This window comes from Devosia oryziradicis, assembly GCF_016698645.1.
GTDB classification, from domain to species: Bacteria; Pseudomonadota; Alphaproteobacteria; order Rhizobiales; family Devosiaceae; genus Devosia; species Devosia oryziradicis.
The window spans coordinates 945343-960000 of record NZ_CP068047.1 but is presented as its reverse complement, the minus strand read 5'-3'; the positions used below and the strand labels follow the sequence as shown (position 1 = coordinate 960000).

11 protein-coding genes (1 of these 11 only partly in view) are annotated in these 14658 nt (G+C 64.9%); 2 read left to right on the top strand and 9 right to left on the bottom strand.

Translation table 11 applies throughout. The features are described from left to right. On the top strand, positions 1–1680 hold the 3' portion of the coding sequence (locus tag JI749_RS04850) for a M23 family metallopeptidase (protein WP_201660021.1). It extends 294 nt beyond the left edge of the window; the window shows 1680 of its 1974 coding nt (coding positions 295–1974); the start codon falls outside the window, past its left edge; the stop codon is at positions 1678–1680. Here JI749_RS04850 and JI749_RS04845 read toward each other — a convergent pair. From JI749_RS04845 to JI749_RS04810, 8 genes are all read right to left on the bottom strand, one after another. Next, positions 1677–3149: an MFS transporter gene (locus tag JI749_RS04845; protein ID WP_201660017.1), complete on the bottom strand. Its 1473-nt coding sequence runs from the start codon at positions 3147–3149 to the stop codon at positions 1677–1679. The two genes, JI749_RS04850 and JI749_RS04845, sit on opposite strands and share 4 nt — an antisense overlap. Before the next feature lie 30 nt (positions 3150–3179). After that, positions 3180–3518, bottom strand: coding sequence for a VOC family protein (locus JI749_RS04840; RefSeq protein WP_201660013.1), 339 nt, complete (start codon positions 3516–3518; stop codon positions 3180–3182). 94 nt (positions 3519–3612) lie between these two features. Then, positions 3613–6228 carry an ATP-dependent chaperone ClpB gene (gene clpB, locus JI749_RS04835; RefSeq protein ID WP_201660010.1) on the bottom strand — a complete coding sequence of 872 codons (2616 nt, stop codon included), beginning with the start codon at positions 6226–6228 and terminating at the stop codon, positions 3613–3615. Between the two features lie 641 nt (positions 6229–6869). Further along, a complete protein-coding gene (locus JI749_RS04830) occupies positions 6870–7625 on the bottom strand; it encodes a DUF4167 domain-containing protein (protein WP_201660007.1) in 756 nt (251 codons plus the stop codon). Between the two features lie 341 nt (positions 7626–7966). Further along, a complete protein-coding gene (gene prmC, locus JI749_RS04825) occupies positions 7967–8812 on the bottom strand; it encodes a peptide chain release factor N(5)-glutamine methyltransferase (protein WP_325166758.1) in 846 nt (281 codons plus the stop codon). A gap of 23 nt (positions 8813–8835) precedes the next feature. Next, positions 8836–9912, bottom strand: a complete 1077-nt coding sequence (prfA, locus tag JI749_RS04820) for a peptide chain release factor 1 (protein WP_201660004.1) — start codon at positions 9910–9912, stop codon at positions 8836–8838. 210 nt (positions 9913–10122) lie between these two features. Beyond that, entirely contained in the window at positions 10123–12390 is a 2268-nt protein-coding gene (gene ptsP / locus JI749_RS04815; protein WP_201660001.1) for a phosphoenolpyruvate--protein phosphotransferase, read from the bottom strand. A 65-nt stretch (positions 12391–12455) separates the two neighbouring features. Beyond that, positions 12456–13721, bottom strand: coding sequence for an aspartate kinase (locus tag JI749_RS04810; RefSeq protein ID WP_201659998.1), 1266 nt, complete (start codon positions 13719–13721; stop codon positions 12456–12458). A 172-nt stretch (positions 13722–13893) separates the two neighbouring features. On the opposite strand from JI749_RS04810, the gene JI749_RS04805 reads away from it, so the two are divergent. Next, positions 13894–14130 (top strand): hypothetical protein, encoded by a 237-nt coding sequence (locus JI749_RS04805; protein ID WP_201659995.1) that lies wholly within the window; start codon positions 13894–13896, stop codon positions 14128–14130. 165 nt (positions 14131–14295) lie between these two features. On the opposite strand, the gene JI749_RS04800 is transcribed toward JI749_RS04805, so the two are convergent. Continuing rightward, complete coding sequence (locus JI749_RS04800) at positions 14296–14592, bottom strand: hypothetical protein (protein WP_201659992.1); 297 nt, start codon at positions 14590–14592, stop codon at positions 14296–14298. Positions 14593–14658 lie beyond the last annotated feature (66 nt).

Here is a 14658-nt window from a genome sequence, read left to right as displayed (position 1 = left end):
TCGCGCCTCCGCCCGATCACGGCCACGCGCTCCGACCTCCAGGTCATCGAAGCCTCGATCCGCGAAACGGTCGATGGTCGGGACATGATCCGCAACCAGCCTTTCCTGCGCATAAGCGCCACGCTTGCCACCGCGCCGACATCGCTGTCCGAGGGAATCCCCGACTACGATCCGGTGGCCATCCTCAATGCCACCCAGCCAATTGCCGCGACGGCGGGTATGGATATCAATACCGATGTCTATGGCGCCGAGGTCGAGGGCGAAGTAGCGGTGAAGCTCGCCGAAATGCCGATGACCTTCGTGCCGCCGCGCGCCATTTCCGATCAGTCGGCCGCCGAATATGTGCGCAGCGTAGTCGAGGCCACCTTCTTCAGCGATGATCCGGCCGCTCCCACCCTGGCCTATGCGGCGCTGGCGCCGTCCGTGGGAGACCTGGGACTGTTGCCCGGTTCGGGGACGCTGGGCGGTATCGTCGAAAACGTCACCGTCATGCCTCAGACCACCCAGGCTGCCGATGCGGCGCTTGGCCGGTCCGAACGCATCCTCACCATCAGGGAGCGGACCCCGCTGGAAGACATTATGCGGCGCAACGGTTTCACCGGGCCGATGATCGAAGCCATCGAGGACACCCTGGCCAATGTCTTCCCCTCGACCGAGCTACCTGCGCGCGCCCGCCTGCGCATCCTGTTCGGCCCGTCGCGCACCTCCAATACGCTTATTCCCTATCGGCTGAGCATCTACTTCCACGATGACGGCAGCAATCTCGATGTCCATCGCGCCACCGTCGCCCTGACCGACAAGGGTCAGTACGTGCTCGGCCTGGCGCCGGCGGAAATCACCTTCCCCGACGAGGACACCGAGGAAGTCAACGTCGCCAACCTCCCCAGCATTTATCGCTCCATCTGGGAGACGGGCCGCAAGCATGACCTGGACGATGCCACCATCGAGCGCATCATCGGCATGTTCGCCTACGACGTGGACATGACCAAGAAGATCGCTGCCGGCGATTCGATCGAAATCCTCGAGACGGCACCCGATGCCGAGGGTCGCACCGAACTGCTCTATGTTGGCCTCACTCTGGGGACGACCAAGCGCCAGCTTTACCGCTTCGCGACGGCCGATGGGGTGGTGGATTTCTACGACCCCGACGGCGAAACCGGCAAACGCTTCCTGACCCGCCGCCCGCTGGAAGGCGGCGGCACGCTGCGCTCGCGCTTCGGCTACCGCATCCACCCCATCTTCCACACCCGCAAGCTCCACACCGGCGTCGACCTGGCGGCCCGCTCGGGAACGCCGATCTATGCGGCCGGCGATGGCATCATCAAGTACTACAAGTGGCAGTCCGGCTACGGCAACAAGGTGGAGATCGAGCACGTCAACGGCTACGAAACCGCCTATGGCCACATGTCGCGGTATGTCGATGGACTGGGGGTCGGCAGCCATGTGCGCCAGGGCCAGATCATCGGCTATGTCGGCTCGACCGGCCAGTCCACCGGCCCGCACCTGCATTTCGAGATCAAGATCAACGGCAACCTGGTCGATCCGCTCAGCGTCAAGCTCCCCAAGGACAACGTGCTGCCCCAGCAATATGAGGCGCAGTTCGAGCAGACCATGGCCCAGATCAACGATCTGATGGCGCGCGAGCCCGCGCCCGTCACGGTCGCCCAGGCCAACCCCTAGCGCGACTTGCGTTCGAGGGTCAGCCAGGCAATGGCGGCCGAGACCAGGCTCAATGCCGCCGTGACATAGGCCACGGTAGCAAAGGCGGCATCTGTCGCGGCCAGGCGCAATGCCTCTTCCTGCGCGCTCAGCCCTTCCGCCGCCATGCCGAAGAAAATCGGCAGTTCGGCCGCCGGTCCCAGCGCTGCGTCGAACACCGGGGCAACGATGGCACCCAGCAGGGCGACAGCGACCAGCCCAGCCACTCGCGCCACCGCATTGTTGACGCCCGAAGCCACGCCGGTATCGCCGTCTTCCACCGAGGTCATCACCGCCGTCGAAAGCGGAGAAACCACCAGGCCCATGCCCAGCCCGAGCAGGACCATGCATGGTAATACGGCCAGCCACACCGAGTGCATCGGCGCGGTGAGGCCCAGGCCGGCAAAGGCACCGGCCACGATCAGCGAACCCAGCGCGATCAGCGGTCCCGGTCCGAACCGGTCCGCCCACTTGCCGCTGAACGAGGAGAGTGCCGTCAGCGCCAGGCCCAATGGCAGCAGTGCGATCGATACGGTCGCCGGCGACACGCCCCAGCCACCAATCATCGTCATGGGCAGGAAGAATATGGTGCCGCCCAAGGCAAAATAGAGGGCGAAGGTCAGCCCGTTGGCGCCGGAAAAACCGAGATTGCCGAAAAGCCTGAGGGGTAGCATCGGGGCCGCAATCCGGGCCTCCCAGATGAGGAAGGCCACGGCCGATACGAGCCCGGCGCCGCACCAGACGATTGAGTGCGACGGCGGCGGGGCCCCTTCGCTGCCATCGCCGGTCAGGCCGTAGGCGATCAGCATCAAGGCCAGCGTGGCCAAAATCGCACCCACCACATCGAGCCGCCGCCCGGCTTCCGGACGATCCGGCGCCACGCGGAACCACAACAATGCCAGTGCCACGAGGCCCAGCGGCAGGTTGATGGCAAAGACCAGCCGCCAACTCCACTCACCCAGAGCCGTCAACATGAAGCCGCCAATAATCGGCCCACCGATTGTGGTGAGCGAGGAAGCGGCGGCCCAGATGCCGATCGCCCGACCCCGCTCTTCGCGCGGATAGGCCTTGGCAATGATGGCGAGACTCCCCGGCACCATGAAAGCGGCGCCGGCCCCCTGCACGGCCCGCGCGATGATCAGGACCAGCGGGGTTGGCGCCATTGCGCAGATGAGCGAGGCCGCGACGAACACGGCGATGCCCAGACCAAAGGTGTTGCGCAGGCCGAACCTGTCCCCCGCCGCGCCGCCCAGCAGGATCAGCGAGGACAGGAACAGCAGATAGCCATTGCTGACCCACTGCGCGTCGGGCAGCGTCGCCCCCAGATTGGCGCGGATGGCAGGAATGGCGATCGAAATCACCGAGCCGTCGATGAAACCCATGCTCGATGCCAGGATAGCCGCGACCAATACGAAACGGCGGCTCTGCGGCGCGGCGATATCCTGGCTCATGATACGTCCGGTGCTGATTCCTGCCCGAGCCTATTCGGTGGCGATGTAGACCGCCATCTCGTTGCCGCCCGGCTCGCGGAAATGGAAGCGCCGTCCGCCGGGAAAGTCGAACTGCGGACGGGTGATCAGGCCGCCGGCAGCGATCACCCGCCGCTCCGCGGCGTCGAGATCGTCGGTCCGTACCACGGCCATGGTCGAGGACACCTTTTCCGCTGCCTGGTCGATGCCGCCATCGATGCCGGCATTGTTGATGCCATCATAGTCTGGACCATAGCTGGTGATGCCCCAGCCGAAGGCGGCCTGGAAAAAGGCGCTGGTCACGGCGCGGTTGCTGGAAGGGAACTCGATATAGTCGATTTGGTCTGCCACTGGACTGCTCCGTAGTTCTCTTTTTGTTCTACATTGTTACGGTTGCCGAGGCAATGAAAAAGGCCGGTCCTGCGACCGGCCTCGTCCGTCTTGTTTATGCGGCAGCGTCGGCTGCGCCGGCCCCGCCGGGCAGCAGGACAATGCCATCGTCATTGGCATCGACCACTACGCGCGAGCCATCGCTGACCCTGCCACCCAGGATTTCCTCGGCCAGTCCATCCTGCACCGCGCGCTGGATGACACGCTTGAGCGGTCGCGCTCCATAGGCGGGGTCATAGCCCTCATTGGCCAGCCACTCGCGGGCCCGCGGCGTCAGCTCGAGACTGATGTCACGATCCTTCAGCAGCGACAGCAGGCGGCCGAACTGGATGTCGACGATCGACCCCATATGCTCGCGCCCGAGGCGGTGGAACAGCAGGATCTCGTCGATGCGGTTGAGGAATTCCGGCCGGAAGGCCGCCTTGACCATATCGAGCACCTTGCCCCGTACCAGTTCCACCGAATCCCCGTCCTTGAGGTCGACGAGATATTCGGCGCCCAAGTTGGAGGTGAGGATGATCACCGTGTTGCGGAAATCCACCGTCCGACCCTGCCCGTCGGTCAGCCGCCCGTCATCGAGCACCTGGAGGAGCACGTTGAACACATCGGGATGGGCCTTCTCGATCTCGTCGAACAGCACCACCTGATAGGGCCGGCGCCGCACGGCTTCGGTGAGGACGCCGCCCTCGTCATAGCCGACATAGCCCGGAGGCGCGCCGATCAGTCGGGCCACCGAGTGCTTTTCCATGAACTCGCTCATGTCGAGGCGCACCATGGCGGTCTCGTCATCGAACAGGAACTGGGCCAGCGACTTGGTCAGCTCGGTCTTGCCCACCCCGGTTGGCCCCAGGAACATGAACGAGCCGATCGGCCGGTTCGGATCCTGCAGACCGGCGCGCGAGCGGCGCACCGCCTTGGCGACAGCCGCAACCGCTTCGGCCTGCCCGATGACGCGGGCACCGAGCGAGGCCTCCATATGCAGGAGCTTCTCGCGCTCGCCTTCCATCATCCGGTCGACCGGGATACCGGTCCAGCGGCTGACCACCTGGGCGATGTCGCTTGACGTGACCACTTCGGCGGCCATGACCGGGTCGGCCTTGCCGTCGCCATCGGCGTCCTCGGCTGCCCTGATCTTCTTCTCCAGCTCGGGAATGACGCCATAGGCCAGCTCACCCGCCTTGGCCAAGTCACCCTGGCGCTGGGCGATTTCGAGCTGCGACCGTGCCGCATCGAGCTCCTCCTTGAGCTTCTGTGACCCCTGCAACCGCTCCTTCTCAGCCAGCCACTTGGCCGAAAGGCCCTGTGCCTGTTCCTCGAGATCGGCCAGCTCGGTTTCGAGCCGCAGCAGGCGCGTCTTGGAGCCCTCGTCGTCTTCCTTCTTGAGCGCCTCACGCTCGATCTTGAGCTGCATGATGCGGCGATCGAGTTCGTCCAGCGCCTCGGGCTTGGAATCAACGGCCATGCGCAATCGCGCCGCCGCCTCGTCCATCAGGTCGATGGCCTTGTCGGGCAGGAAGCGGTCGGTGATGTAGCGGTTGCTGAGGGTCGCCGCGCTCACCAGCGCCGAATCCGAAATCCGGATGCCGTGATGCAGCTCGTACTTTTCCTTGAGCCCGCGCAGGATCGAGATCGTGTCTTCCACGGTCGGCTCGTCGATAAAGACAGGTTGGAAACGACGGGCCAGCGCCGGGTCCTTCTCCACATGCTTGCGGTATTCGTCCAGCGTCGTCGCACCTACGCAGTGGAGTTCACCCCGCGCCAAAGCGGGCTTCAGCAGATTGGACGCATCCATCGCGCCATCGGCCTTGCCGGCGCCGACCAGGGTATGCATCTCGTCGATGAACAGGATGATCTGCCCGTCCGAAGAGGTCACCTCGCTCAGCACGGACTTGAGGCGCTCCTCGAATTCGCCGCGATACTTCGCGCCGGCAATCAGCGCACCCATGTCGAGCGACAGCAGGCTCTTGTTCTTGAGCGATTCGGGCACATCGCCATTGACGATGCGGATGGCGAGGCCCTCGGCGATGGCGGTCTTGCCGACGCCGGGTTCACCGATCAGCACCGGATTGTTCTTGGTGCGGCGGCTCAGCACCTGGATGGTGCGGCGGATTTCCTCGTCGCGACCGATCACCGGGTCGAGCTTGCCCTCGCGCACATCAGCCGTGAGGTCGCGCGCATATTTCTTGAGTGCGTCATAGCTGTTCTCGGCGGTGGCCGAGTCGGCATTGCGGCCCTTGCGGATTTCGTTGATCGCCTCGTTCAGCGTCTGCGGGGTGAGGCCTGCCGTGGCAAGGATCTTGCCCGCATCGGTGTCCTTTTCCACCACCAGGGCCAGCAGCAGACGCTCGACGGTGACGTAGGAGTCGCCCGCCTTTTGCGCCGCGCTTTCGGCGGTGTCGAATACGCGCGCCAGTTCGCGCCCGAGATAGAGCTGGCCGGCATCGCCGGATACGGTGGGGATCTTGGCAATGGCCGCTTCCACGCCCGCCCGCGCCGCCTTGGGGTCACCCCCGGCGCGCTCGATCAGCCCATTGGCCATGCCCTGGTCGTCATCGAGCAGGACCTTGAGCAGGTGGATTGGCGCAAACTGCTGGTGGCCCTTGCCCAGCGCCAGCGCCTGGGCGCTCTGGATGAAGCCACGGGCCCGCTCGGTATATTTCTCGATATTCAAAGCAACTCTCCTTGTCTCGCCCGCTGCCCGGCCCCGGAGGCACCTGAACACGCGGCGGAAGCGTCGTCTGATGAAACGCCCGACATTCGGCACTGCTCCATCACGGGATCATATATGGGGAGCGTTTGGCGAGGGAAAAGAGGGCGAGCGCACGTGCCGCCTGGATCGCGGTTGTCGAATAGATGGCGAGCCGTATGCCAGGATGGCAACGGGCGAACCCCGAGACGGCTTTCGCCTCGTAGGGATAAAAAAGTGAGACGGAAGCCGCCTCGGGGTGCCGGTTTTTGGAGCAGCACCGGGCCGGTCGCGCACACGCTTCCGTCCGGGCTCGAACCTGTGGGAGAGGCAAAACCCCCACCCGGCCCGCCCCGCCACTGTTCGCCTGCAGGCCGCCCATGCGGGGTGATGGAGGGAGGATACCGGAGGTTTTCGGGAGGGGGATAAGTCCGGCAGGAAGGAAGAGTATCCCCTCCTAGCCTCCCCCTGAAGAGGGGGAGGAATACGCCCGGTGGTTGTCGGAGATAGCGCCTTAAACTCGATCGGTCCCTCCCCCTATCAGGGGGAAGTTAGGAGGGGTACCGCTCCTTTCCGAGAATGCCCAGCAAACGAAAAGGCCGGGCGTTTGGCCCGGCCTTTCAATCTTACTCGGCGGCTCCGCCGCCTGCCGTGAGGAATGCCGGCAGTTCACCGACATCGGGCTGCTCGGCCCCGGCCAGATCATCGCCACCGGCGGGACGGCGGCGGCGCGGACGGCGCTCCCGCGGCTTGCGCCCCTCGCCTTCGGCTTCCGCCGGCTGCTCTGCTGCCGGGGCCGCTGCCACTTCAGTGGTCGCAGGCTGGGCCGACTCGCCAATGGGCATAGACTGCTGCACTTCGCCTTCGGGGCGGAACCGGTCACGATTGCGGTTGCGGTCACGACGGTCGCCGCGCGACTGGCGCTCACCATCCTGGCCGTCACGCTGCTGGCGCTGCTCGCCCTGGTGCTGGCGCGGCTGCTCGCCTTCGCCGGGCTGCTCGTCGCCATCCTGCTGCACATATTGCTGCTGCGGCGGCTGCTGCGGCTGGGGCGAGGCGAAACGCGAATTCATGTCGGGCATGTCATCGTCGTAATCGTCGTCCTGCCCTTCGGGGCGCTGACCGTTCTGCGCCTGCTGGGCGCTCGAAACGATGCGGAAATAGTGCTCGGCGTGCTGCAGGTAGTTCTCCGCCATTACCGAGTCGCCTGACGACTGCGCGTCACGCGCCAGCTGCAGGTACTTCTCGGCGATATGGGAGGCGTTGCCGCGCACCTTCACGTCCGGACCATTGCTCTCGAAATTGCGGGACAATGGATTGACGTGCTTGCGTCCGCCGTTCCGGCTCCGCTGCCGGTTCTTGTTCTGATTGTTGGGTCTCATCTGGTCGCTTTATCTAACTCTAGAAAAATAAGCGTCACACTACTGGCGGACCGGCTTCGTGCCTGGTCTGGCCAACCCGGAAGAAGCCCGCTGGCTTCAGTATCCGGCTCTTGTCTGGCTTCATGAAGACCTAAAACCGTCGGACGGCGCTCCGAACCTATCCTGCGTCGTTCCAGCCTCTGCCGGAACCGCGCTGCGCTCGCCGCAGCCAATGGATTTGTCGGGTGGCTAGTCGCCGTGGCGCTCATGATGCGCCGTTGACAGCGAGGTCAAACTATATCGTTCGCCACCGCTTTTCCAGCACTAATTGCTGAACACACGGCTCCGTGCTGTTGCTTGACCTAGATGTGGTGCGCGCCGACCACGCGATCAACCCCGTTGAGATCGGTGTGCACCGTCACATCCTCAAAGCCCGCTTCGAGAAACAGCGCACTGACGGCGGCGCCCTGGTCATGCCCGATCTCGACCAGCACCCAGCCGCCAGGCTTGAGCCAACCCGCCGCCTCCGCGGCAATGACCCGATAGGGCGCAAGGCCGTCCGGCCCGCCATCCAGCGCCAGGCGGGGATCGAATTCCTTGACCTCGGGGGCGAGCGTCTCGACGACGGCTGACGCGATATAGGGCGGGTTGGAGACGATGAGGTCGAATTTGCCTTCACCTCTCCCGCCGGAGGAGGTGAGGAACGGTTCAAACCAGCTCCCCTGCCGGAACTCAATCCGCCCGCTTACCCCATGCCGCGCCGCATTCTCCCGCGCCGCTTCCAGCGCCAGCGCGCTCAGGTCCACGGCCACGGCACTGGCATCGGGCTGGTTGGCCAGCACGGCAATGGGAATGCATCCCGTCCCCGTCCCCAGGTCGAGCAGAAGCCCACCTGCCGGCAATGCCCCCAGCGCCAGGTCGACCAGCAATTCGGTATCGGGCCGCGGCTCCAATGTCGCGGTATTGAGCGTGAAGGCCAGGCCATAGAATTCCCGCTCGCCGATGATGCGGGCCACCGACTCGCCGGTCATCCGCCGCCGCACCAGCTCGGCCAGAACAGTGGCGGCGTCTTCGCCTGCAAGATCGTTCTCGCGCGTCGCCAGTTGCAGGGCGTCGAGCCCCAGCGCATGCTGGGCCAGTAGCTTGGCGTCGAGCGCCGCCGTCTCGAAACCCATCCGGCCCAGCACGTCGCGCCAGCCGCGCCACAATGCGCCGATGGTCGGCGCTGCACTCAGTTCGCCGTCTCCAGCGCTGCCAACTGCTCGGCCTGCGACGTGGTGATCAGCGCCTCGATCACCTCCCCCAGCGCTTCGCCGGTAATGACCTTGTCGAGCTTATAGAGCGTCAGGCCGATGCGGTGGTCGGTCACCCGGTTTTCGGGGAAGTTGTAGGTGCGGATGCGCTCGGAGCGATCGCCCGATCCCACCTGCCCCTTGCGCTCGGCAGACCGCGCAGAATCCCGTTCCTCGCGCTGCATCTCGTAAAGCCGCGAGCGCAGCACGATCATGGCCTGGGCTCGGTTCTGGTGCTGTGACTTCATCGCCGAGGTCACCACCAGGCCCGTGGGCAGGTGGGTAATGCGCACGGCCGAGTCGGTGGTGTTGACGTGCTGCCCGCCGGCGCCCGAGGCGCGCATGGTATCGATGCGGATGTCCTCGTTGCGGATTTCGATGTCGATGTCTTCCACTTCGGGCAGCACCGCGACGGTGGCGGCCGAGGTATGGATGCGGCCCTGCCGTTCGGTCGCCGGCACGCGCTGCACGCGGTGCACGCCCGATTCGAACTTCATCAGCGCATAGACGCCCTTGCCGTTCACATTGGCGATGATTTCCTTGAAGCCCCCCATTTCGCCCGGGCTCTCTTCCATGACCGTCACCTTCCAGCCGCGGCCGGAAGCGTAGCGCTCATACATGCGGAACAGGTCGCCGGCGAACAGGGCCGCCTCGTCGCCGCCGGTGCCGCCGCGAATTTCGAGGATGATCGACTTTTCATCGGCCTCGTCCTTGGGCAGCAGCAGGATGCGGATCGCCTGGAACAGCGTCTCGATCTTCTCGTCGAGCTCGGCGATCTCCGCCTCGGCCATTTCGGCCATGTCCTTGTCGCCGCCCTTGAGCAGCTCCTCGGCCTCGGCGCGGTCGCTCAGGGCCTTCTTGTAGGCGCGGATTTCTTCCACGATCGGCGCCAGCTCGGCGTGCTCGCGCGAAAACTTGACGAACTCATCCGGCCCCGCGCCGCCCGAAAGCGCCGCCTCGACATACTGGAACCGCGTCTCGAGCGCGTCGAGCTTGTCCTGGGGAAGAGAGGCCATCGGGGAATGCTTTCAAGTCTGGAACAGCCACGCTTTAGGGACAACGCAGCGGGATCGCAAGGGTTGGGCACCATTTGCCCCACCCACCGCGCGTCACCCTCGGGCTTGACCCGAGGGCTCTATACTTGCTGAGCGTTCGTCAAGTGCAGTGCCCTCGGGTCGAGCCCGAGGGTGACGATCGAGCATGAGGCAACGACTGCCAAAGAGCCCCTAAACAGGCAGGTTCTGCTTTTCGATCCATTCCTGCAGCAGCGCGCGGATGGTCACGCCATCGGCGCCGTCGCTCAGCGCCGCCCCCACCGCCATCTGGATCGGCTTGAGATCGAGGTTGAGCACCAGCTCCTTGATTGGCCCGATCGACGCGGGGCCCATGGAAAGCCGCGTCATGCCTACGGCCATCAGCGCCAGTGCCTCGAGCGGCTTGCCCGCCAGCTCGCCGCACATGGTGATGGGAATATTGTAGCGCCGCGCGGCATCGACCACCATGCGAATGGCCCGCAGGCGCGGCATGCCGATCGGGTCATAGTTCTTGGCCACGCGCGGATTGGCCCGGTCCGAAGCGGTCAGGAACTGCACCAGGTCGTTGCTGCCGATGGAAACGAAGTCGGCCTCGGGCAGCAGCTGGTCGAGCTCGAACAGCAGGCTTGGCACCTCCACCATCACGCCCAGCTCGAGCCGGCTCGGAATCGCCTTGCCCTGGCGCCGCAGCCGGTCGATTTCCTTTTGCACCACCAGCTTGGTCTGGGTGAATTCGAAGGTCTCGGTGACCATCGGCACCAGGATCTTGAGCGGACGCCCGTCGGCGGCCAGCAGCAGGGCCCTGATCTGGGTGCGCAGCAGGCCCGGCCGCTCCAGCCCCAGCCGGATCGAGCGGAAGCCCATTGCCGGGTTTTCCTCGGCCATCGAGCGCTGATAGGGCAGCACCTTGTCGCCGCCGATATCGAGCAGGCGGAACACCACCGGGCGTTCCCCGGCAATGGCCATGGCCTCGGCATAAAGCTCCTGCTGCTCATGCAGCCGGGGCAGCTTGGACGCGATCATGAACTGCAATTCGGTGCGGAACAGGCCGACACCCGCGGCCCCGGTATCGTCGAGCATGGGCAAGTCGGCCACCAGGCCCGAATTGTGCAGCAGGGTGATATGCGTCCCGTCCCTGGTGACGCTCGGCTTGTCCCGGAGGGCCGCATAGTGCGCCCGCCGCTTGGCCGAAACCCGCACCTTGTCGATATAGGCCTGCTCGATATCGGGCGTCGGGCGCAGGTGGACGATCCCGGCCGGACCATCGAGGATGATGTCGTCGCCCGTCTCGCACATCGAAACGATCGACTGTGCCTGCCCCACCGCCACGATGCCCAGCGAACGCGCGACAATGGCCACATGCGCCGTGGCGCCGCCCTCTTCGAGCACCACGCCGCGCAGCTTCTTGCGGTCATATTCGAGCAGCTCGGCCGGCCCCATATTGCGGGCCACCAGGATCGCATTGTCGGGCAGTTCCTTGCGGCCCAGCGTCAGGCCATCGCCGGTGAGGACCCGTAGCAGGCGGTTGGCCAGGTCGTCCAGGTCATGCAGCCGATCGCGGATATAGGGATCGGTCTGGCGCAGCATGCGCGCGCGGGTATCGTTCTGCACCCGCTCGACCGCCGCTTCTGCCGAAAGCCCATTTTCGATCGCCTCGGTCAGCCGCTGCACCCAGCCCCGGTCATTGGCGAACATGCGATAGGTTTCGAGGATCTCGCGATGGTCGGTGGCGCCGACCATGTCGCCATGGTCGAGCATGGCATCGATCGAGACGCGCATCTTCTCGAGCGCCGTCTCCAGCCGCACCTTTTCGGCATCCGTGTCTTCGGCGATAAAATTGGAGACCACGACGCGCGGATCGTGCAGCACCACGGTGCCCAGCGCGATGCCGTCGGTAAAGCTCACGCCCGAATACATGCGTGGCCGCCGCAGGTCGATATCGGAACCCGGCTTGATGAGATTGTCGAAATCGGAGGTCGCGATCATCTCGGCGAGGATCGTGGCCGTGGTCAGCATCGCCTCGGTTTCGTCCTCGCCATAGTGGCGCCGCTCGGCATTCTGCACCACCAGCACGCCCAGCGTCTGTCCGGCGCGCAGGACCGGCACGCCAAGGAAGGCGTTGTACCGCTCCTCGCCGGTTTCGGGCCGATAGGCAAAGGACGGATGGCTGGGGGCGTCGTCGAGGCTGAGCGGCTCGGCTTCGGCGGCGATCAGGCCCACCAGCCCTTCTCCGAGGCGCAGCGTTGTCAGGTGAACCGATTCGGCGGCCAGGCCTTTGGTGGCGAACAGCTCGAGCGCGCCGTCGTCGCGCAGGACGTAGAACGAGCAGACGTCGGCCCGCATGTTGTCGGCGATCAGGCCCACGATCTTGTCGAGGCGCTCCTGGGAAGCCAGGGGCTCCGCCATCGTCTCGCGCAATTGCCGCAGCAGCACCCTCGGGCCGCCGATGGTCGTGACCATAACCCCTTTAGACGGCCCGCAAAGCCGCCCCCCTATCGGACGCGGCTCGCTCCCTCCGACGGAGCTTATGCGTCCTTCTTATCCAACCCGTAATAAGTATGGAGCGCGCGAACCGCAAGCTCGGCATACTGCTCGTCGATCAGAACCGATGTCTTGATTTCCGAGGTGGTGATCAGCTGGATATTGATGCCCTTGTCGGCCAGCGCCTTGAACATCGAGGATGCAACGCCTGCATGGCTGCGCATGCCCACCCCCACGACCGAGACCTTTGCCCCGCCCTTGGAGCCGGAAAGACGGCCATATTCGATCTTGTCGCCGGCATTCTGCAGCGTCTTGATGGCCTTGTCATATTCGCTGTCGGGCACCGTGAAGGTGATGTCGGTGGTCGCACCGTCATCGGCGATGTTCTGCACGATCATGTCGACGATAATGCCCTGGTCGGCCAGCGTGCCGAAGATGGCCGCGGCCACGCCCGGATTGTCCTTGACGTCGCGCAGGGTGATCTTGGCTTCCGCCTTGGCGAGCGTCACGCCCGAAACGATCTGCTTTTCCATGATCTCATCCTCATCGCAAACGAGCGTGCCGGGAACGCCCGGCGTACCATCGGGCGCCAGCTGGGGCGCATCCGGGTCGTCAAAAGTAGAGCGTACGAGCAGGCGCACCTTATGCGCCATGGCCATCTCGACCGAGCGGATCATCAGCACCTTGGCGCCGAGCGAAGCCATTTCCAGCATTTCCTCGAAGGAAATCTTGGTGAGCCTCTGCGCCTTGGGCACGATGCGCGGATCGGTGGTATAGACGCCATCGACGTCGGTGTAGATGTCGCAGCGATCGGCCTTGACCGCCGCCGCTACCGCCACCGCCGAGGTGTCCGAGCCGCCACGGCCCAGCGTGGTGATGCGGCCATGCGATGATACGCCCTGGAAGCCGGTGATCACGGGTACCCAGCCATCCGTCATCCGCCGGTCGAGCTCGGTCGGGTCGATCTCGGTGATGCGGGCCGCGCCATGGGCGTCGTCGGTCCTGATCGGCACCTGCCAGCCGGCGAACGAGCGCGACTGGATGCCCATTTCCGAGAGCACGATGGCCATCAGCCCCGCGGTCACCTGTTCGCCCGAAGCCACGACGGCATCATATTCGCGGGCGTCATGCAGCGGGCTGGCTTCGTTGACCCAGCCGACCAGTTCATTGGTCTTGCCGCTCATGGCCGAAACCACGACGGCCACTTCATGGCCGGCATCGACCTCGCGCTTCACGTGGCGCGCGGCCTGGCGGATACGTTCGACACTGGCCACCGAAGTGCCACCGAACTTGACGACGATACGGGCCAATTGATTCCCCGAAACCCCGCCGAACCCGGCGGTACGCTAGTGTTGGCGCGGACATACGACAAAGCGGGGTGTGGATCAACGGTGATGATCGCGCGGCGCACGCGCACTCACGCGCCGGTCGACCTACAGACAGGCCCCGGCAAAACTGGTAGCTTGTCCGTCTGGAGCCCCAATGAACAACGCGCCCATTCAAGAATACGAGGTGGAGTCTTACAACACCGACCCGGAGGGGCGGCCGCAGCAATCTGACGTCTGCATGGTGTTTGCCCACAGCGCCAAGGCAGCGGCCATGAAGGTGCTCAATGAGGATCTGCACGAAATCGGCAATGTTCGCCGGCTTCGCGCCCGGGTTACCGCAGTGGATGGCGTGGGCCGCAAGCGAGTGACCAAGCTTTATAGCCAGCTTTGACGCCAGACCTCCTGCCGGATCGCCTCTCGCACCTCGACAAGGCGATTGCAGCACCTGCATGGCCCAAGCGCCGCCTAGATCGCACAATCGAGCTGCGCCGCGACCATCTCAGGCTCGCAATTGGGAAATTGCCGCCTCACGCCATGTCCCGAGACAAGCCCGCAGCTATTCGGCCGGCGGGGTGCTGTCCTGGTCACTGAACTCATGATCGAAGGCCTGGCGGTGTAGCTGTTGGCGGTGACGCCGCAGCAGCACGCCGAGGACGAACACCACCGCCAGGCCGCTGCACAGCAGGACGGGAAAGGCAAAGACCTCCAGCCCGTAGAACATGCCGATGACCACAATCGTCAGGATCGCCAGAACCACTGCGATCACCCCGTAAGTGAATGCCGATCCTTCCGGGCGAGGTGCGTACTTGTTGGCGGCGGCCGTCGCTTTGGCGCGTCGATGATGCTCGGGCACTCGCAGTCTCCATGAGATACAGTTCGGTGCGCGCGGGGGGCTTGGTGGTGGATCACGCGTTGCGAC